Annotated in this window: 8 protein-coding genes; 4 read left to right on the top strand and 4 right to left on the bottom strand. The window is 38.3% G+C overall.

What is annotated here, in order from left to right; all coding sequences use genetic code 11:
- The first annotated feature begins 9 nt into the window (after positions 1-9).
- The 3 genes from HWQ44_RS32660 (at position 10) to HWQ44_RS32650 (ending at position 14,537) form a co-directional block, all read left to right on the top strand.
- Positions 10-4,983 carry an AAA family ATPase gene (locus HWQ44_RS32660; RefSeq protein WP_366931414.1) on the top strand — a complete coding sequence of 1,658 codons (4,974 nt, stop codon included), beginning with the start codon at positions 10-12 and terminating at the stop codon, positions 4,981-4,983.
- 43 nt (positions 4,984-5,026) lie between these two features.
- The gene (locus tag HWQ44_RS32655) at positions 5,027-13,036 is read left to right on the top strand and encodes a non-ribosomal peptide synthetase (protein ID WP_292726520.1); all 8,010 of its coding nucleotides are present in this window, start codon (positions 5,027-5,029) and stop codon (positions 13,034-13,036) included.
- Between the two features lie 352 nt (positions 13,037-13,388).
- Positions 13,389-14,537, top strand: a complete 1,149-nt coding sequence (locus HWQ44_RS32650; RefSeq protein WP_292726517.1) for an alanine--glyoxylate aminotransferase family protein — start codon at positions 13,389-13,391, stop codon at positions 14,535-14,537.
- 117 nt (positions 14,538-14,654) lie between these two features.
- On the opposite strand, the gene HWQ44_RS32645 is transcribed toward HWQ44_RS32650, so the two are convergent.
- The 3 genes from HWQ44_RS32645 to HWQ44_RS32635 form a co-directional block, all read right to left on the bottom strand.
- Positions 14,655-15,188, bottom strand: a complete 534-nt coding sequence (locus tag HWQ44_RS32645) for a DUF4231 domain-containing protein (RefSeq protein WP_292726515.1) — start codon at positions 15,186-15,188, stop codon at positions 14,655-14,657.
- Between the two features lie 468 nt (positions 15,189-15,656).
- Positions 15,657-17,081 carry a hypothetical protein gene (locus HWQ44_RS32640; RefSeq protein ID WP_292726513.1) on the bottom strand — a complete coding sequence of 475 codons (1,425 nt, stop codon included), beginning with the start codon at positions 17,079-17,081 and terminating at the stop codon, positions 15,657-15,659.
- 490 nt (positions 17,082-17,571) lie between these two features.
- The gene (locus tag HWQ44_RS32635; RefSeq protein WP_292726511.1) at positions 17,572-17,895 is read right to left on the bottom strand and encodes a hypothetical protein; all 324 of its coding nucleotides are present in this window, start codon (positions 17,893-17,895) and stop codon (positions 17,572-17,574) included.
- Positions 17,896-18,321: 426 nt separating this feature from the next.
- Between HWQ44_RS32635 and HWQ44_RS32630 the strand changes: the two genes are divergently transcribed.
- On the top strand, positions 18,322-19,095 hold the full coding sequence (locus tag HWQ44_RS32630; RefSeq protein ID WP_292726509.1) for an MlaE family lipid ABC transporter permease subunit: 774 nt from the start codon (positions 18,322-18,324) through the stop codon (positions 19,093-19,095).
- Positions 19,096-19,261: 166 nt separating this feature from the next.
- Here the strand turns inward: HWQ44_RS32630 and HWQ44_RS32625 are convergent, their stop codons facing one another.
- Positions 19,262-19,708 (bottom strand): hypothetical protein, encoded by a 447-nt coding sequence (locus HWQ44_RS32625; protein WP_292726507.1) that lies wholly within the window; start codon positions 19,706-19,708, stop codon positions 19,262-19,264.
- Between the last annotated feature and the right edge of the window lie 222 nt (positions 19,709-19,930).

The following is a 19,930-nucleotide window of genomic DNA, read 5'->3' as shown; positions in this document are numbered from 1 at the left end:
AATCCTAATTTGCTTAAAGGAACACTTGCTTACATGTCTCCAGAGCAAACAGGTCGCATGAATAGAACGATTGATTACCGCACAGATTTTTACTCTTTAGGCATAACTTTTTATGAAATGCTGACTGATAATTTGCCATTTAATTTCACTGATCCTTTAGAAATGATTCACTCTCATATTGCCAAACAGCCGATACCTCCTCATCAGATAAACCCACAAATACCAGAGGCTGTATCTAATATTGTAATGAAACTATTATTTAAAACTGCTGAAGAAAGATATCAAAGTGGCTTAGGGCTAAAAGCAGATTTAGAGATTTGTTTTAAACAGTTATTAAATAGTGGGAAAATCGAAAATTTTATTCCTGGCAAGTTAGATAAATTTAGCCAATTTACAATTCCTCAAAAACTCTATGGACGCGAGAAAGAAGTAGCATCTCTTATATCAGCTTTTGAGCGAGTAAGCATCGGTAAAAGTGAGATGATGTTAGTTTCAGGTTATGCAGGGATTGGTAAATCCTGCTTAGTTAATGAAATTCATAAACCTATTCTCCAACGACGGGGATATTTTATTTCTGGTAAATTCGATCAATTTAAACGAAATATCCCTTATACGGCTCTAATTGAATCATTTCAAGAATTAACCCAACAGTTATTAACAGAAAGCTCTGAAAAAATAATTGTTTTGAAACAGCGACTTTTAAAAGCATTGGGTGAAAATGGTCAAGTTATTATTGATGTTATTCCTGAAATTGAAAATATTATAGGTCAACAACCACCTATACCACAATTAGGAGCAATTGAATCGCAAAATCGCCTTAATCGAGCATTTCAAAAATTTATTCAAGTATTTACTCAAAAAGAACACCCACTTGTTCTATTTTTTGATGATTTACAATGGGCAGATTTAGCTACTCTAAAATTGATTCAGATGTTGATGCTTGATGATAGCCAATATTTTTTGATGATTGGAGCTTATCGAGATAACGAAGTCATACCAACTCATTATTTGAATCAAACCTTGAATGAAATCCAAAAAGCAGGAGCGACTATAAATAGTATTATACTAAAGCCTTTAAGTCTTAGTGATGTACATGAATTAGTAGTAGATACACTTCATACTACAACAGAAAAAACAAAAACACTAGCTGAACTTCTTTTTAATCAAACTCAGGGAAATCCTTTTTTCTTGACTCAGTTGTTCCAAACTATGTACCAAGAAAAGCTATTAAAGTTTGACTTTAATAGTGGAACATGGCAGTGGGAAATAAATCAAATTCAGACCATTGGTATTACAGATTACGATGCCCTAGAATTAATTGTAAGAAATATTAAAAAATTGCCTCAAGAGACACAACAGGTCTTAAAACTAGCTGCTTGTATTGGCAATCGGTTTAACATAGACATTCTAGCAATTGTAAATGAAAAATCTCAGTCAGAAACCGCCTCTGAATTATGGGAAGCACTTCAAGCAAGCCTAATTTTGCCCTTGAACGATAACTATAAAACTCCACTATTTTTTGAAAAAGATATATTTACATCCTTAGAATCTCAAGAATTAAAAATTTCATATAAGTTTTTCCACGATCGAATCCAGCAAGCAGCTTATTCCTTGATTCCAGAATCGCAAAGAAAACAAACTCACCTGAAAATTGGGCAATTAATACTAGAATCTTACCAAACAGAAGAAATTGAAGAAAATATATTTAATATTGTTAATCATTTAAATTTTGGTACTGAATTTATTTGTGATCAATATCACAGAGATCGGTTAGCAAGATTAAATCTTATAGCTAGCCAAAAAGCAAAAGCATCATCAGCTTATGAAGCTGCTCTTAGTTATTCAACAGTTGGACTAGAATTACTGACACTATCGAGTTGGCAAAATAATTACGATTTGATGCTAGCACTTTATCTAGAAAGCGTAGAATTAGAGTACTTAAATACTAATTTTACACGCGCAGCTATTCTAACAGAAATTATTCTAGACAAAGCTAGTAATCTGCTCGATCAAGTCAAGGCTTATCAATTACAAATCCAGTTTTATATGGCTCAAAATCAGATGCTTAAAGCCATTGATACTGGACTAGAAGCGATCGCAAAGTTGGGAATTTCTCTGTCAGCGACGCCAAATAAGCAAAGTACTATAGCAAATTTACCTCAGCTTCAAGATTTAGAAAATTTTCCAGTTGTAAAAGATCCTTACATATTAGCAGCTTTAAAAATCCTTGTTACTGTTGGTGGTGCTGCTTTTATTACTGACACAACAGGGACAACTTTTCCCCAGATCATCTTGACTGTTGTCAATCTCTGTATTGAACACGGTCATTCAGCTTTGGCTGCTGCTGGATATTCTTGTTATGGCATGGTGTTGTGTAGCTATCTAGAAAATATTGATGCTGGATATCACTCTGGTCAAATAGCTTGGCAGATATTAGAGCAGTTTCAAGCTAAGGAACTCAAAAGTAAAGTATGCGCCCCATTTTATGGTTTTACTTTTCATTGGAAAGAACACCTTAGGGGAAGTATTGCTCCTTTACAAGACGCAATTCAGAGCGCGTTAGAAATTGGAGATTTAGAATACGCTGGCTATTGTTCTATCCACTATTGCGGTCATATATTTTTTAGAGGAGAACAACTAGAATCAGTAGTTCAGCAGCAAGCATCATATATAAATTTGCTACAAAAATTTAAACTAGATTTTCCGATAAACTACATTAGAATCTGGCATCAATTGACATTAAACTTGCAGGGAATGTCACAAGATAAATATTATTTGGTTGGTGATAGTTTTAATGAAGTAGCAATGTTGCCATATCTACAGTTTACTAAAAATGTTACTTCTTTATTTGCTGCTTATGTTGCCAAAATGATTCTCTTTTATTTATTTAAAGATTATACTCAAGCACTTGATAATGCCAAATTAGCTTCAGAATATATAAGTAGTGTTATGGGGATGATTACAGTTAGTATACACAACTTTTATTATTCTTTAGCTCTGATTAGCTTATATCCAAATGTTGAACCTAATACTCAACAAGAATATATGGCTGCGATTAATATCAATCAAGAAAAAATGCGGATATGGGCTGGTCACGCTCCTGCTAACTATCAGCATAAATATGATTTAGTGGAAGCGGAAAAAGCGCGAGTTTTAGGGCAAACTTTTGTAGCTATGGAGTATTATGAACTAGCTATTCAAGGAGCCAAAGAACAAGGATATCTTCAAGAAGAAGCACTAGCCAACGAGTTAGCAGCAGAATTTTACTTTTTCCGTGGTAGAGATCAGCAAGCTATCTTCTACCTGAGAGAATCTTATCATACTTATATACGTTGGGGAGCGATAGCAAAAGTCAGTGATTTAGAGTCAAAATACCCAGATTATTGCCCATTAAAAACAAATCAGGAATCATCGAGTTTAAAGACTAGCTTACGAACTACTTCAAGCAAGATAAATAATTTGGCATCTTTTGATTTATCTACAGTTTTTAAAGCTTCGCAAGCTATTTCTAGTGAAATTATGCTAGATGGGTTGCTATCTAAGTTGATGACAATTGTTATGGAGAACGCTGGAGCACAAACTAGCTGTTTACTTTTAGATAAAGATGGTCAAATGGTAATAGAAGCATTTGTAGGAGTTAACAAAAGTGAGATGCATTTGGGAACCTCTATCTCTTTAGAAAATAGTTTATATATACCCATATCTATACTCAATTATGTGATGAGAACTAAAGAAAGTGTAGTTATTGGTGATGCTAGCTTTGAAGGAAAATTTACTAGCGATTCTTATATTATTCAGAATAAATGTAAGTCAGTTTTATGTACACCCATAATTCATCAAAGTAAACTTATCGGAATTCTATATCTGCAAAATAACTTAACAACGAATGCATTCACTACTGAACGTTTAGAAGTTTTAAAAATTCTGGCCTCTCAAGCTGCTATTTCTATTGAGAATGCCAAGCTGTATACTAATCTATCTAAACTAAATGATAATCTGCAACAAGCTAACCAGCAATTAGATAATTATAGCAAAAACCTGGAAATAAAAATTGAAGAAAGGACACAAGAATTACATGAAAAAAATGTGCATTTGGAAGAACAAGCAGAAAAGTTAGAGGTGACATTAAAGCAACTACAAACAACACAGTTACAGATTATTCAAAAAGAGAAAATGTCTGGCTTAGGTCAATTAGTTGCTGGTATAGCTCATGAAATTAATAACCCAATTAATTTTATATACGGCAATATTTCTCATACTAGTGAATATATTAAGGATATGTTACATCTAATAAAAGTTTATCAAAAAGTATCACCCAATTTGAATCCTCAAATTCTGGCAGAACAAGAGGATATAGATTTGGAATTTTTGCTTGAAGACTTACCAAAATTGCTATCTTCAATGAAGGTTGGAGCCGATCGCATCCGCCAGATAGTTCTGAGCTTACGTAACTTTTCCCGTTTGGATGAAGCAGAAATGAAGGCAGTTAATATTCATGAAGGTATTGATAGCACCTTACTAATATTGCAACATCGGCTCAAAACGGAGTCAGTCAATTCTAAAATTAAAATTATTAAAAATTATGCTTCTTTACCATTAGTAGATTGTTATCCAGGCCAGCTAAATCAAGTATTTATGAATTTATTAGCTAATGCTATTGATGCTTTGGAAGAGTATAACTATCAGCATTCATTGAAGGAAGCTGAACTTAATCCAGGTTATATCAAAATAACTACTGAATTGTTAGAGCAAAATCTCCTAGCTATTCGCATTGCTGATAATGGTTATGGTATGACACCGGATATACTTTCTCAGATTTTCAATCCTTTCTTTACTACTAAACCTATTGGAAAGGGTACTGGTTTAGGATTATCTATTAGCTACACAATTATCGTAGAGAAACATGAAGGTAAAATCAGTTGTCAGTCAGTACCAGGACAAGAAACTGAGTTCATAATTGAACTTCCAGTACATCAAAAATAATCTAAATTAGTCAAAGTAATAAATTTAATCTAAAGAAATCATCATGATTAACAATTCTCAACATAAAAATATTTATAATATTTCAATTTCAGAAGTCTTCATGGCTTTGGTAACAGGAACTATATTAAATGAACCTTTTGAACCTTCAAGAATTGGGAAAATATCACGATTAACAACTACACAGAGAGATTTATATCTGGATAATATGCTCCATCCAGATAGTACTATTTTTAGTTTAGGCATTTCCGTAAAATTATCACAAAATATAGACAGATTTATTTGGGAACGAGCAATAAAAATAGTATGTCAACAAGATGATATTACTAAAACCAGGTTCATTTTTTATAAAGGAGAACCTTTTCAGTTTGTAGACAACAATGTTGATGTTAATTTTGAATTTATTGATTTAGTAATTAATCCTAGATATTTCAATAGTTTACAACAATTTATCGAAGAAAAAATTAAAAATAAGCTCGATTTACAAAAAAGTGATTTATTTAAAAATGTCTTACTTAAAGATGAGCAGGGTAACTATACAGCTATTTTAGGTGCACCTCATATTCTTTTTGATGGATATTCTGGGAAAGTTTTTTTTGAAAGAGTTGCAAAAGTATACCACTGTTTAAAAATAGGTAATAATCATCAAAATTTTGAGGGAAATTCTTTTCATGATTTTATTAACGATCATGTGACTCAATTTGATACTCCAGAGATTCAGCAGTATTGGCTAGAAACTTTAAGTAAGGTTATTCCTATAATCTCTTATATCAAAATAGAAACAGAAAACAAGGCTAAATCAAGAAAAGTACAAATTGTCGGAAATGATTTAGCACAAATTAGGAAATATTGCCAAGTAAAAAAATGTAGCGTTCCTATATTTTTTAGGGCTGTTTATGGCATTTATTTAAGTAAGTATTTACAAGCACCAGCAGATTTTTTATTTTATGATATTTTTGGAAAAAGAGATGAAAATTATCTTAATGTTTTAGGTTGCATTTACCAAATAGTTCCTATTATTATACCTCAAAAAAGTATTGAAAATAAATCAAGTATAATCGATTATATTTTATACATTAATAAGTATCGTAGAAACCTAGGTAATCTCCAAAATATTTCAGTTCTTTTACAAAATAACTATTTAAAAGATGAACAATTAAAATTTTTCTATAATTTTTATAACTTCAGTATCCTGAATATTCCTTTTGCTGAAAACTGTTCTCGATTAACTGTCCATAATTCTTTTGCCGAAAACGAGGTTCATCTTGTAATTAACGATTTTAATGATAGTTTAGAAATAGAAATATTTTACAATCACAAATATTTTGCAGATATAAATTCTTTAGAGAGATTGCTCTTTATAGCAAATCAAGTTAGTCAAGGATGTGAGTATTTTCATCAACTGAATATATTGCTAGAAAGTGAGCAGAAAGAATTAGTAGAAACTTGCAATGATACTAGTAGGGATTACGCATTAGATAAATGCGTTCATCAACTGTTTGAAGCGCAGGTGGAGCGATCGCCAGATGCTGTAGCAGTAATCTCTAAAGAGGCACAGAAGCACGAACAATCTTCACTCACTTACCGAGAGCTAAATCAGCACTCTAACCAGTTAGCACACTACCTGCGATCGCTAGACGTGAAACCAGATATGCCTATAGGAATCTGTGTAGAGAGAACCCTGGAAATGGCGATCGCAGTTTTGGCAGTTCTCAAAACTGGCGGGGCTTATGTACCAATGGATTCAGCGTATCCTAAAGAACGCCTAGCCTTTATGCTTGAGGATACTCAAGTATCAGTATTACTTACTCAACAACAACTATTAACAGAGCTTCCCAAAACCAAAGCACAGATTATCTGTTTAGATACCGATTGGGACAAGATAAGCCAATACAGTCAGGAAAATCCTTCTATCGAAGTAACAGCAGAGAATTTAGCCTATATCATCTACACTTCTGGTTCTACAGGCAGGCCGAAAGGCATCTGTTTAGCTCACCGTCCTTTAGTGAATTTACTGCAATGGCACTTAAACTCACTATTAACAGGTGTACGTACCTTGCAATTTGCATCTTTGAGCTTTGATGCCAGCTTTCATGAGATGTTTGCTACTTGGGCTTCGGGAGGAACTTTGTTTCTCATCTCAGAAAACTTGCGTCGGGACACTACAGCTTTAGCTCGCTTTATTCAGACCCAAGAGATTGAAAAAGTTATCCTGCCTGTTGTCGTACTACAACAAATGGCAGAAATGGCTGTATCTCACTTGGAATTATTTACTAGTTTAAAAGAAGTTACTACCACAGGTGAGCAACTGCAAATCACCCCAGCCATTGTCAAATTATTCAAATCGCTGCCACACTGCTCATTTCATAATCACTACGGGCCATCAGAAACCCATGTGGTAACGGCTTTGACATTAGATGAAAATCCTGATTTCTGGCCAACTTATCCCTCTATAGGTCGTCCCATAGCTAACACCCAAATCTACATCCTCAATGCAGAGTTAAAGCCAGTTCCTATAGGTGTTCCGGGAGAGCTTTACATTGGTGGCGATAGTTTAGCTAGGGGTTACCTCAATCGACCCGATCTCACTACGGAACGCTTTATTCCCAATCCTTATGCAAAATCGCATCGCTTGTATAAAACAGGTGACTTAGCTTGCTACTTACCAGATGGGAATATTGAATACCTGGGTCGGATAGACCAGCAGGTGAAGATTCGCGGTTTCCGCATTGAGTTGGGGGAAATAGAAGCAATGCTGTTGCAGCATCCTGACGTGCGCGAAGCCGCAGTCATAGCGCGTGAGGATATGCCTGGGAACAAGCGCCTAGTCGGTTATATTGTTTCCAACTTGATTCCAGAGCGAGTCCCTTATGAAAGTATTTGTCGAGTAGAGACTGATGATAACCGGATAGTAGAGCTACAAACAGAGGATATCTCCAATGATGGCGTTTGTTTGGTAGGGGTGTCATTTAGTTGGGCAAGAGGTAAGCGCGTCCGTCTTTGCCTACGCTTGCCAGTGACATCGGAAGAACTATGGATAAATGGCAGCGTTGCTTGGAGTCAGGGTCAGCGGGCTGGTATTCACTTGACTCTAACGTCTACGGAAAAAACCCTGTTTCAACAAAGCATAGAGCATATTTTGGAAATCCAACATCTATGGAAAATTTTGCAGCGCACAGTGAGTGGCAATCTCCGTAGGTTTCTCAAAGAGAAGCTGCCAGATTATATGGTGCCTTCCAGTTTTGTCATGTTAAATGTATTGCCACTAACACCTAACGGAAAAGTAAATCGTCGTTCTTTGCCAGCCCCCGATCACACTGGACGGAATCTGGAGCAAGATTTTGTCTCACCTAGTACCACAATAGAGGAAGTACTAGCAAAAATTTGGGTCGAAGTTTTACGATTGGAGCAGATTAGTGTCTACGATAACTTTTTTGAGATTGGCGGACACTCACTGCTAGCGACTCAGGTAATCTCTCGTATTCGAGATACCTATCAATTAGATTTACCATTGCGACGTTTATTTGATGCACCTACTGTTGCCAGCTTGGCTGAAAGTATCGAGATAGAACTCAAGCAAAATCTGGAATGGCACACTCAAACAATCGCACCTGTAACGCGCAACCAAAACTTACCTCTTTCCTTTGCCCAGCAGCGATTATGGTTTCTGGAACAGTTCTTACCTGGCAATCCCTTATATAATTTACCGCAGACTTTTCACCTTGTTGGTCAAGTAAATTTAAGTGCCTTAGAACAGAGTGTCAACGAAATTATTCGCCGCCATGAAGTTTTACGCACCACTTTTGCTTTCTTAGATGGGCAGCCAGTACAAATTATTGCTCCTACCCTAACTGTACCTTTGCATCTAATAGATTTGAGAACGCTGTCTGGCTCGCAAAAAGACATAGAAATCCAGCGATTAACTATTGAGGAGTGCCAACGACCCTTTAACCTCAATCACGGGCCACTAGTACGAACCACCCTGTTGCAGTTAGGTGCAGAAGAATATGTACTGCTTTTGAATATTCACCATATTGTTTTTGATGGTTGGTCTGTTGGTACGTTTTTCCGAGAACTGAGACTGCTATATCAAGCCTTCGTCAATGGTCAACTTTCTCCCCTTGCTGAACTTCCGATTCAGTATGCAGACTTTGCCCTTTGGCAACGGCAATGGTTGCAAGGAAAAGTATTATCAGAGCAACTAGACTATTGGAAGCAGCAGTTAGCAGATTTACCCATTTTACAGTTACCAAGCGATCGCCCCCGACCAGCAATCCAAACCTATCGCGGGACGCGTCAACCTTTAGCACTTTCCAAATCTCTCAGCGAGACACTAACTCGCTTCAGTCAGCAGGAGGGAGTTACTTTATTTATGACGCTCTTAGCAGCGTTCCAAACATTGTTATTCCGTTATACGAGTAGCGCAGATATCCAAGTAGGTTCGGTAATTGCCAACCGTCACTATCAGGAAATTGAGAGTTTAATTGGATTTTTTGTTAACACTTTAATACTACGCAGTGATTTTTCTGACTCTCCTACTTTTCGCCAGTTGCTCAAGCAAGTGCGAGAAGTGACTTTAGAAGCCTATGCTCATCAAGACCTACCCTTTGAGAAGTTGGTAGAGGAACTAGAACCAGAGAGAGATTTGAGCCGTCATCCCCTGTTCCAAATCGGCTTTGCTCTGCAAAATGTACCCATACCAGCTATAGAACTTTCTGGTATGACCATTAACCATCGCTTAGAACACAATGGCACAGCCAAGTTCGATCTGTTCTTAGAATTATTTGAGACACCAGATGGGATTAGTGGTTGGTTTGAGTACAGTACGGATTTATTTGATGCTGCTACCATCTCTCGCATCGGGGAAAATTTTCAGACTTTAGTTGCAGGTATCGTTGCTAATCCCGACCAGAAAGTTACAGATTTACCCCTATTAACAGCTAATGAATGTCAACAATTATTAGTGGAATGGAATCAAACTCAAGCAGATTACCCTGAACAAAGTTGCATTCACCAACTATTTGAAGTGCAAGTACAGCGTGAGCCTAATTCTGTAGCAGCAATTTTTGCAGAACAGCAAATAACTTATCACGACTTGAATGCCAGAGCCAATCAATTAGCCCGTCATCTACAAACTTTAGGTGTAGGGCCGGATGTATTAGTAGGGATTTGTGTAGAGCGATCGCTAGAGATGATCGTAGCTCTATTAGCGATTCTCAAAGCTGGTGCAGCTTATGTACCTCTAGATACCGCCTATCCACAGCAGCGTTTATCCTTAATGCTGACAGACTCTCAAGTAACAGTGCTATTAACCCAACAAAGTTTATTGGAGCAGCTTCCCGAACATCAAGCTAGTATTGTCTGTCTGGATAGAGATTGGGAGGATATTGCTACCCAAGCCCAAAATAACCTGGATATTAATATCCATCCTGACAATTTAACTTATGTTATCTACACCTCCGGTTCTACTGGCAAACCAAAAGGTGTAGCGATGCCGCACCGTCCCTTAGTCAACTTAATTGCTTGGCAATCGCAAACTTCCACAGTTGGCTTTGGCAGCAAAACACTGCAATATACACCGATTAGCTTTGATGTTTCCTTCCAAGAAATCTTTGCCACCTTAACTACAGGCGGGACATTAGTATTGATTTCGGAATCAATGCGGCGTGAACCCACACAACTGCTGCAATTTCTGAATAGAGAAGGGATTGAGCGCTTGTTCCTACCGTATGTTGCTTTGCAACAAATAGCCGAAATGGCAAGAATAGAAGGCATAGTACCCTGTAGTTTGCGCGAAGTGATTACGGCTGGGGAACAGTTACGCATTACAGATGCGATCGCACATTTATTTCGCCAATTGCCTAACTGTACTCTCCACAACCAGTATGGCCCATCTGAAACTCATGTTGTGACTGCTTTTACCCTTGCAAATTCACCTACAGATTGGTCAGCTTTGCCACCCATTGGACGACCGATTGCCAACAGTCAAATGTATCTATTAGATTCTCAGTTACAACCTGTTCCTGTAGGTGTGCCTGGAGAACTCTACATTGGTGGTATTGGTATAGCACGTGGCTATCTCAATCGCTTGGATCTTACAGATGCTCGGTTCATTCCCAACCCCTTTGAAAATTCAAAATGCGATCGCCTTTATAAAACAGGTGACTTAGCTCGCTACTTGAGCGATGGCAATATTGAATATCTCAATCGTATCGATCATCAAGTGAAAATTCGCGGCTTCCGAATCGAGCTAGGAGAAATTGAAGCTTTACTAGCACAACATCCCTCTGTCAAAACAAGTGTTGTTATAGATCGGGAAGATGTACCTGGACAAAAGCGTTTAGTAGCTTATGTGGTGCAAAATCAACAATATGAGAATGACAGTAAGCTTACATTAGAACTCCGCCACTTTCTCAAACAAAAGCTACCAGAATATATGATCCCTACAGCTTTTGTGTGTTTAGAGAGGTTACCACTAACACCCAGTGGCAAGTTAGATCGTCGGGCATTACCTGCTCCCGATCAATCCAGACCCATTCTAGAGGTAGCATTAATTACACCTCATACTCCTACTGAGGAGAAGATGCTTGGTATCTGGATTAAGATACTTGGCATTGATAATGTGGGCATTCAAGATAATTTCTTTGAACTTGGCGGTAATTCCCTATTAGCAGCCCAGTTAATGATATATGTGCGAGAAACTTTTCAAGTGCAGATGCCTGTAAGATGTATTTTTGAGCAGCCAACTATAGAAGGACTGTGCCAAATAGTTGAGAAATTCCATCATCAAGGAAATGCTGCTCTCAATACTGCTATTAGTTTCAAAGCTGAAGCCATACTCGATTCAAACATCTATCCTCAAGGAGTTCTTGCTAAAGACATTAGTCAGCAGAAACATATTTTCTTAACAGGTGCTACTGGTTTTCTGGGTGCTTTCTTACTACATGAATTGTTGCAGCAAACTGAGGCGAAAATATATTGCCTTGTGCGTGCTGATAACGAAAGTGAAGGTTTGAAGAGATTGCAAAAAAACCTAGAAAAATATTTAATATGGGATGCAAACCAAAGCTCAAGAATTATTGCCATACCAGGAAATTTAGCTCAGTTTCGTCTAGGACTTTCTTTAGAGCAATTTGAGAGGCTAGCAGAGCAGATTGATGTTATTTATCACAGTGGTGCTGAAGTCGGCTTTGCTAAACCATATTCTCTAATTAAGGCGGCAAATGTTCTTGGCACTCAAGAAGTTCTGAGATTGGCATGTCACGCTCAACTCAAGCCAGTACACTATATCTCAACAATTGCCATTTTTAGCACAATTGCTTGTTTTAATGGGTTGAATGTCCTTTATGAGGACGATGATATCGATCGTAGTGAAACTTATCTTTATCAAGATATTGGCTATATACAAAGTAAATGGGTAGCTGAAAAACTTGTTTGGATTGCGAAATCTAGAGGTATCCCCATAACAGTTATTAGATCGGGATTTCTAATGGGTCATCCGCATACTGGTGTAACTAATACAGATGATTACATATCTAGATTGATCAAAGGTTGTATTCAATTAGGTAGTTTTCCAGATTTAGTCAATCAAAAACAAGATTTAATTACTGTTGATTATGCCAGTAAAGCTATTGTTCAAATATCTAGAAGAAAAGAATCTTTAGGAAATGCCTTTCATTTAGTTCCTTTGGCATCGCAAAATATTGATTTAAATAGATTATTTGAACTGATATCGACTTGTGGATACCAACTTAAAAAAGTGTCTTATGAGCAATGGACAAACGATTTAATTAATCAAGCTCGATACTCTCAGAAAAATTCTTTGTTTCCTCTCATACCCATGTTAACTGAAAAAGTCTATCAAGGGCTGACTGCATGGCAACTATATCAAAACACTCCTGATTTAGACTGTCACAACACACTTGAGGCAATTGCTGACACTTCTATCTACAGTCCATCAATGGATACTGAATTGATCAGGAAATATTTAGCTTATTTTCAAAATAGCGGATTTTTAAATACAGAATTTGATAAGATTGCTGAGAAATTTAGCTAATTGCTTAAGAAAACTTACAAACTATATTAAGCAAAACCAAATCTAGTTTGCATAATTTTAAATTATACATTTCTTGTGGGGTGAGCGAGACGGCTACCCAAGATATGCAACCCAGATTCCACACCCTGAAGTGTCATAATCGATAATTACTGAAAGAAAAAAATAAATCCTTTCTCTCAGTAAAATTACTAATTTAATTCCTGGTAATTTAGAAATTTTGGGCATAGAAAGTACCTGAAACCTTTCATAAAAAAACTCAGTACACATCTCTTCTCTCCCTATGCAAGTAAGTTCAGGAATTAAATCGGATTCCTATATGATCCGGTAAGTATCGTCTAGGCGAAGACAGATTATGACGCAAACAATTTCAATTAACGACTCTGGGCGCTTGCAACTCACACCGCTAGAAATCCCATCCCGTCTGCTGTTGGGGCCAGGCCCATCGAATACCCATCCCACAGTTCTCCAGGCGATGAATACCTCACCTGTTGGGCATCTTGACCCAGCTTTTCTCGCACTCATGGATGAAATTCAGTCGTTGCTACGCTACGTATGGCAAACAGAAAACTCACTTACCATTGCAGTCAGCGGTACGGGAACAGCCGCAATGGAAGCCACCATCGCCAATGCTGTAGAACCCGGCGATGTGGTTTTAATTGGTGTAGCTGGTTACTTTGGTAATCGCCTCGTGGATATGGCTGGACGTTATGGCGCTGATGTGCGAACCATTACCAAACCTTGGGGACAAGTCTTCAACCTGGATGAACTCCAAACTGCCTTAAAAACTCATCGTCCAGCGATTTTAGCTCTAGTTCATGCCGAAACTTCCACAGGCGCACGTCAACCATTGGAGGGGGTTGCTGATTTGTGTCGTGAATTTGGCACTTTGTTACTAGTGGATACGGTGACAAGCCTGGGTGGTGTCCCCTTGTTTTTGGATGCTTGGGGAGTTGACTTAGCTTATAGTTGTAGCCAAAAAGGGTTAGGTTGCCCACCTGGTGCTTCTCCCTTTACCATGAGTTCGCGTGCAATTGAGAAATTGCAACAGCGCCAAACGAAAGTTGCAAACTGGTATTTAGATATGTTGTTGCTGGGCAAGTATTGGGGCGCTGAACGCACCTATCACCACACAGCACCCATTAATTTATACTATGCATTGCGGGAAGCACTACGTTTGCTTGCAGAAGAGGGGTTAGCAAATTCCTGGCAGCGACATCAAAAGAACGTAGAATATCTCTGGCAAGGTTTAGAGAATTTAGGACTGAGTATGCACGTTGAGCAAGAGTATAGACTGCCAACGCTTACTACTGTCTGCATTCCAGCCGGAGTAGATGGTAAAGCGATCGCTCGCCAGTTACTCAATGAACATAATATTGAAATTGGCGGTGGTCTTGGCGAACTGGCTGGTAAAGTTTGGCGCGTCGGATTGATGGGCTTTAATAGTCGAAAGGAAAGCGTTGACCAACTTTTAGTAGCACTACAGCAGGTTTTACCTAAGTAGTTCTTGTGTAATCAGGTGCGTTAACAGTAGCTTAACGTACCTGATACAAAAGGCGATCGCGCTATGGCATTGTTTAAGAATTGAAGAAAAGCTGATACGCTATAGTTGTATTTGCTATTAATTGCTTTTTCTATTTATTCCATCAGCCACATTGTTCTTCCAAGTCTGATGACCTTGTGACCATATCTCCATGATTCGATTGGAAAATTGACGAATTTTTTCCTCTTCATTTGTTATTTGTGAATAAACACCAGCAGCTTGTAAATATAAAAACTTTTCTACTTGTAGTTTTTGTTCTACTCCTCGTGAGTGTACCCAGACTTTCTGAGAGGCTGTTTGAGTTAACAATGTGGTAGAGAGGGTAGCAAGCCCACTAATAACCGGAACAGCCCAATTTAATTGCTCAATCTTTTTACTTGCAGCGATCGCAGAAAGAATAGTTACAGTTGCAGCAAGAAAAATACTTGAATATTTGAGTCCCTGAAACCAACGTTTATGTTGAAAAGCTTCCTTTTTAAAATGCTGGATCAGGCGTTCGCATTCATCGAGGGATTCCTTCTGTTTTTGTGATAAAGGTCGGGGAAATATATCTGTTGAGTCTTTCTCACTATCTTGCTTGTTGAGGTTAACTATCTGACTTTCTTCTGGCATTTTTTTTACTACTAGGAAATATCAAACTACACATTTTGAGTTTCATCACTTTTAACCCAATCTCTTGAAGGATTCCTATAGATATTTTTAAACTCTCTAATGTTCACTGCGAGAAAAAACCCACAAACAGCAGAGGCAAGAGTATTAGGAGAGACACGATCAAAACGAGGGTTGCTGGCTCGATTTTAATGTGGTTTTTTTGTGGATCGCGCATTTGGCACTCTCTCGAACAATAAATATATTAACTAAGCCTAAAGGATGTTTACTTTTTTTCCAAGCCCAATGAGTTTAGAGATGTAAACTTTTTAGCCCATCAGCTTATTTCTTCCAAGGCAATTTAGTCCCCATTTCAGTTAATGCTGAGAAGATAAGATAGAGAATGAGTAACCCAGCAGCCGCGAAGAAAGCGAGTAAATCGTTATCCATAAATGCTCTTTGCTAAAACTTCGCTAATCATAGCGAAATCATCTAATCTTTAGCATTTTTTTGAGTCTGCAATCTTTGATCTTCTGGGTGCAAATACCAGCCATACCAGTGACGAACTGCTAGCCAAACCGCTGAAAGCAAACCCGCTAAACTAAGAGTTAGTCCGCTAAACGGTACTAATAATCCAAAAATTGGTAGCACTGCTCCAGCAATTGTAGCAACGATCACAGCTAGGGAAGCACTGCGGCTAGCTCCCAATCCCCATGTTAAAATTAGTAAAATGATAGAAATTAAAGTCCAAGCCAACTGAGCATTGATAACGCGAGCTAGATAGGTCAAAGTCAACAGACAAGCAAAGAAAATACTACCAGCGATCGCAATATTTCTAAAACTCATTGGCAGTGACAAATATAACAATAATATCCACCACAAAAATATTGCTGGTGCTAGTAATAAAAGCCGGGGAATGATGCCAGTATGACGAATGGGGTCGGTGTTAGTAAAAACTCCAAATGGATTTTTGACTGAAACATTATCGTCAAATTTCCAAGTAAATTGAGTACTACGTCCATTAACTTTAATCTCATTCGGTACAACACCACTAGCAAAATCAGCCGGAGCAAAGTTGGCAATTGCTGTGAGGCGAAAATTAGAAAGCAACTGTCCTGCGGCACTATAAACCCAGCGAGGCCCTCCTTGAGCCTGATAGGTGACTCGAAAGGTGGTTTCTTCCCCTGGTTGTAGCTGGAAGGGGAAGCCATAGTCTCCCGGATTGGTTTGTTGTAGCCTAGTACCGTTACGCTCTACTTTGTAGCCAGCAAGCAGTGTGTAGCCGTTAGGCGGTGGTGCTTCAAAAAAGAAATTATTAATATCCTTGAGTTGGTTAACTACTTTATAATCAGCAGTGTATTCCACGCGATAAATTGAACTGCGACCTGGAACATCTACGCTTTGGTCTAACTTGACTTGAATTTGCGAACCACCCAGCGTTAAGAAGCGGCTAATCTCTCGCGTATCATTGACTTTGACTATTTTGCCATTGGCTTGCGTGGTATAAGAGTATGGCTCCTGGGTAGTGTAGCGGACTTGCGGGGCAGATTGTTCGAGCTTTTCACCTGCGACACTTTCAACCACTTGGGCCACCCTTATTTGTTCCCAGTAGTGATAGCGATTGCTCAAAGTTGAACAGAGAAAAAATCCCGGTATTAACAAAACTAATACTAGAGTTAAATGCTGTAATCCCCGCAACAGTTGGGAATAATGAACAGCCCATTCACCAATGAAGATAAATTGTTCTGGCTGGCTGCGACGGAGAGAAAAACTGATCAGTGCGATCGCAACTCCCAAAGCTACGACCAAAAATACTAATAACAGTGAAGCTTTGAGCGCCTGAGTCCCAAATTTGACTAGCTCAATCGGATGCGTCAAATCTGGTAATCCGGGAATACCTTGAGCAGAAGATGACATTGGTTAATTTTTGCAGAATTTGGAGAACCAGACCAATAAAATCTCTTAAAAGTTTCTAGACAATAGTTTTATTTGATACGCGGACAGTTTAAAGAAGTGTTGCGTTGGCGTAGGCATCCCTCTGTCACTTACTTTCTCGACTGTAACTTGTCATAAACACCAAAAACCCGGTTTTTCATGACCGGGTTTTTGAGGGAAAACAATGGGGATATATTCCCCGAAGGTGAGTTATAGAAGTTCAGTATAATATCGATGCTCTGATATGTACTACCACGCTGTTGTTACCAATTCCGGAAAATTAGCTAAGAAATTTTAACTAGACTTCCTTTATCTCCCAAAATACAGCAACCTACTGGTAGCATCAGCGTGTAGTATTGATAAATATTAATTTTCCGGCTTTTACTGATGAACAATGCATTTGGTAGCTGGCAAGAATGGCTAACAGTATTCACCTATCTAAGTTTCACCGTCTTCATTATCTGGCGAGTGTTTACCGCCGAGAAGAATTAAAAAAGCTGCATATCATCTCACCAGGGCCTTTTTGCTCAAAAGGCAAAACAGTCCCACCTTCTTGAACCTTGACTCGTTTACGACAATTGTAAACCTCGGTAAGTCTTTTTACTCCATCTACGCTAACAGTTGCCCTGTATTCCCAATAATTTTTGGCACTTCGGCTAATACTGAGAATGCAAATTTGGTGGCGTAGCCCGTCGTAGACATCGTAATTGCGGCATACAGATGCAAAAGCCGGATTTACCACGCAGAAAGGTAGTATGAATAGCAACACAAATATTATGTATTTAATCCTGTTCATAAAAAATTATTTAACATTATTTGGAAATATTATTAAATTTTTAAACCCTTTGAGTTGAGCCAATTACTTTTCCTAGTTTGACAGACCAGAGATTGCAACTCCCTAGCACACAAAGCATGAGAGCAGCAACAAAAAAGCTCACAATGCTTTATGTAGCTATTTTCCGCTAAAGTTTACTAAGCTAAATTGAACCATGCCCAAACACCTCCTCTATTTTGAGGGTAAACATCTAGTGCGTCTGTTCATGTACCATACCCTAATACCAATTCGTAATATCCCGTGGGAAGCCGCACTTAGTGCGTCTATTTAATTGAGAAAGTCAGATTACATCTGGCTGGGTTTCCAGCACTTGTATCTGTAGTCTTATTTTGGAGAATTGATATAACAACAAATGTGCAAAAAAAGTCAGTCGTAAGGACGATAAAATTGCAACCAAAAACAAATTTTGAGCAATCTGGGATTACACGCTGTTTTGCAGCAATACTGCTCTTTGGTCAAGTGTGGCTACATTTACTCCAAGGAAAAACTTACTATCGCAAGATTTTGCAACATCTTGTTACCGCTGGGCCAGGTTCTATCTCTCCAGTTCTCCTTGTCAGCGGTTTTGCAGGAATGATTTTTACTATTCAAACAGCGAGGGAATTAGTGCGATTTGGGGCTGTCGATGCAGTAGGAGGTGCTTTTGCCTTAGCTTTTTGTAGAGAATTGGCTCCAATTTTGACCGCTAGTATTATGGCGGGACAAGTAGGTTCTGCTTTTGCGGCAGAAATAGGTGCAATGCGAGTCACCGAGCAAATTGATGCCCTTTATATGCTCAAAACTGATCCAATTGATTATCTAGTACTTCCTAGAGTAATTGCTTGTTGTTTGATGGTGCCTTTGATGACGATTTTGGCTTTAGTTACGGGCATCATCGGCGGAGTTTTTGCCGCATCAAAATTTTACCAAATTATTCCCGAAACATTTTTAGAATCAGTCAGAAATTTTTTACAACCGTCAGATTTGTTTATTATTTTGCTAAAAGGGTTTGTTTTTGGAGTACTGGTTGCTGTCATTGGCTGTAGTTGGGGTTTAACTACTAGAGGAGGAGCAAAGGAAGTAGGAGAATCGGCAACAAAAGCAGTTGTCACTAGTTGGGTGTCAATTTTTATTATGGATTTTTTCCTCTCTCTACTGCTATTTGAACAGCCTGCATTTTGAACCCAAATATTGAATAACAAGATTCCCGACTTTTTTAAGAAATTGGGAATCTAAGTCAAAAAGGAAGTTGTGAGTAAGTAATATTGGTTCTGAAGCGTTGGTGTTGACATAGCCTCTCGTAAAGAAGCCCGCCGCAGGCATCGCCAACTTTTTCGGGTATACTTGATCACGTTAGCGGAATTTGAGAATATATGAACTTGTAGATTAGCGCACCCAAAGCTAAACCTCCCAATGAAAAGATAGACGCAGTTGAAAAGGCTAGCCCTTCCCTAAGACCCGCTCTTTGAAAGTCTATCCTGACTAATATAGTCGCTGAAATTATGAGTAAGGTATCAAGAAATACCCGAAACCAGGCAATCATGATAAAGAATAAGAAAGCTGCTAAGACGGCAACGCCGAAAGACCTGGCATTTGATTTAAGTAAAATAGTATAGTAGTATGTCATCTTCGGCCAAGGAGCGGTCAACGTTACTATCAAAACCAGGATAGCAATTACAGTTGCCACCCACACAAACAGAGGAGCATGTGTTTCAGATATTACCCAGCCCAGAGTACTGTAACTAAGCAGTACTAGCGCCAGGGATACCCAAGGAACTCTTTTCAAAATTGACATGGGTTGATATTCCTAGTACAGGGTCAAGGTCTTATTCCATAACTAAGTGTAGTAACTAAAGACTTTATTTTGCTTGAGGCTTGCTCAGTTTCTGGTGGTGTCTTCCTCAACGATATCCCAGTATAAAAAAAAAATTTCCCCCGATATGGGTATCAGTGAGACAGGAAACCATAAGTTCTTGCAGATGAAATTATGTAGATTTTGACTATATAGCTTAAACTG

This window comes from Nostoc sp. JL34 (assembly GCF_017114945.1).
Taxonomy (GTDB): domain Bacteria; phylum Cyanobacteriota; class Cyanobacteriia; order Cyanobacteriales; family Nostocaceae; genus Nostoc.
This window is presented reverse-complemented; position numbering and strand designations above follow the sequence as displayed.

Coding starts and splice junctions, on each gene's coding strand:
- HWQ44_RS32655 (WP_292726520.1), top strand. CDS start 5,027: ATGATTAACAATTCTCAACATAAAAATATTTATAATATTTCAATTTCA.
- HWQ44_RS32650 (WP_292726517.1), top strand. CDS start 13,389: ATGACGCAAACAATTTCAATTAACGACTCTGGGCGCTTGCAACTCACA.
- HWQ44_RS32645 (WP_292726515.1), bottom strand. CDS start 15,188: ATGCCAGAAGAAAGTCAGATAGTTAACCTCAACAAGCAAGATAGTGAG.
- HWQ44_RS32640 (WP_292726513.1), bottom strand. CDS start 17,081: ATGTCATCTTCTGCTCAAGGTATTCCCGGATTACCAGATTTGACGCAT.
- HWQ44_RS32635 (WP_292726511.1), bottom strand. CDS start 17,895: ATGAACAGGATTAAATACATAATATTTGTGTTGCTATTCATACTACCT.
- HWQ44_RS32625 (WP_292726507.1), bottom strand. CDS start 19,708: ATGTCAATTTTGAAAAGAGTTCCTTGGGTATCCCTGGCGCTAGTACTG.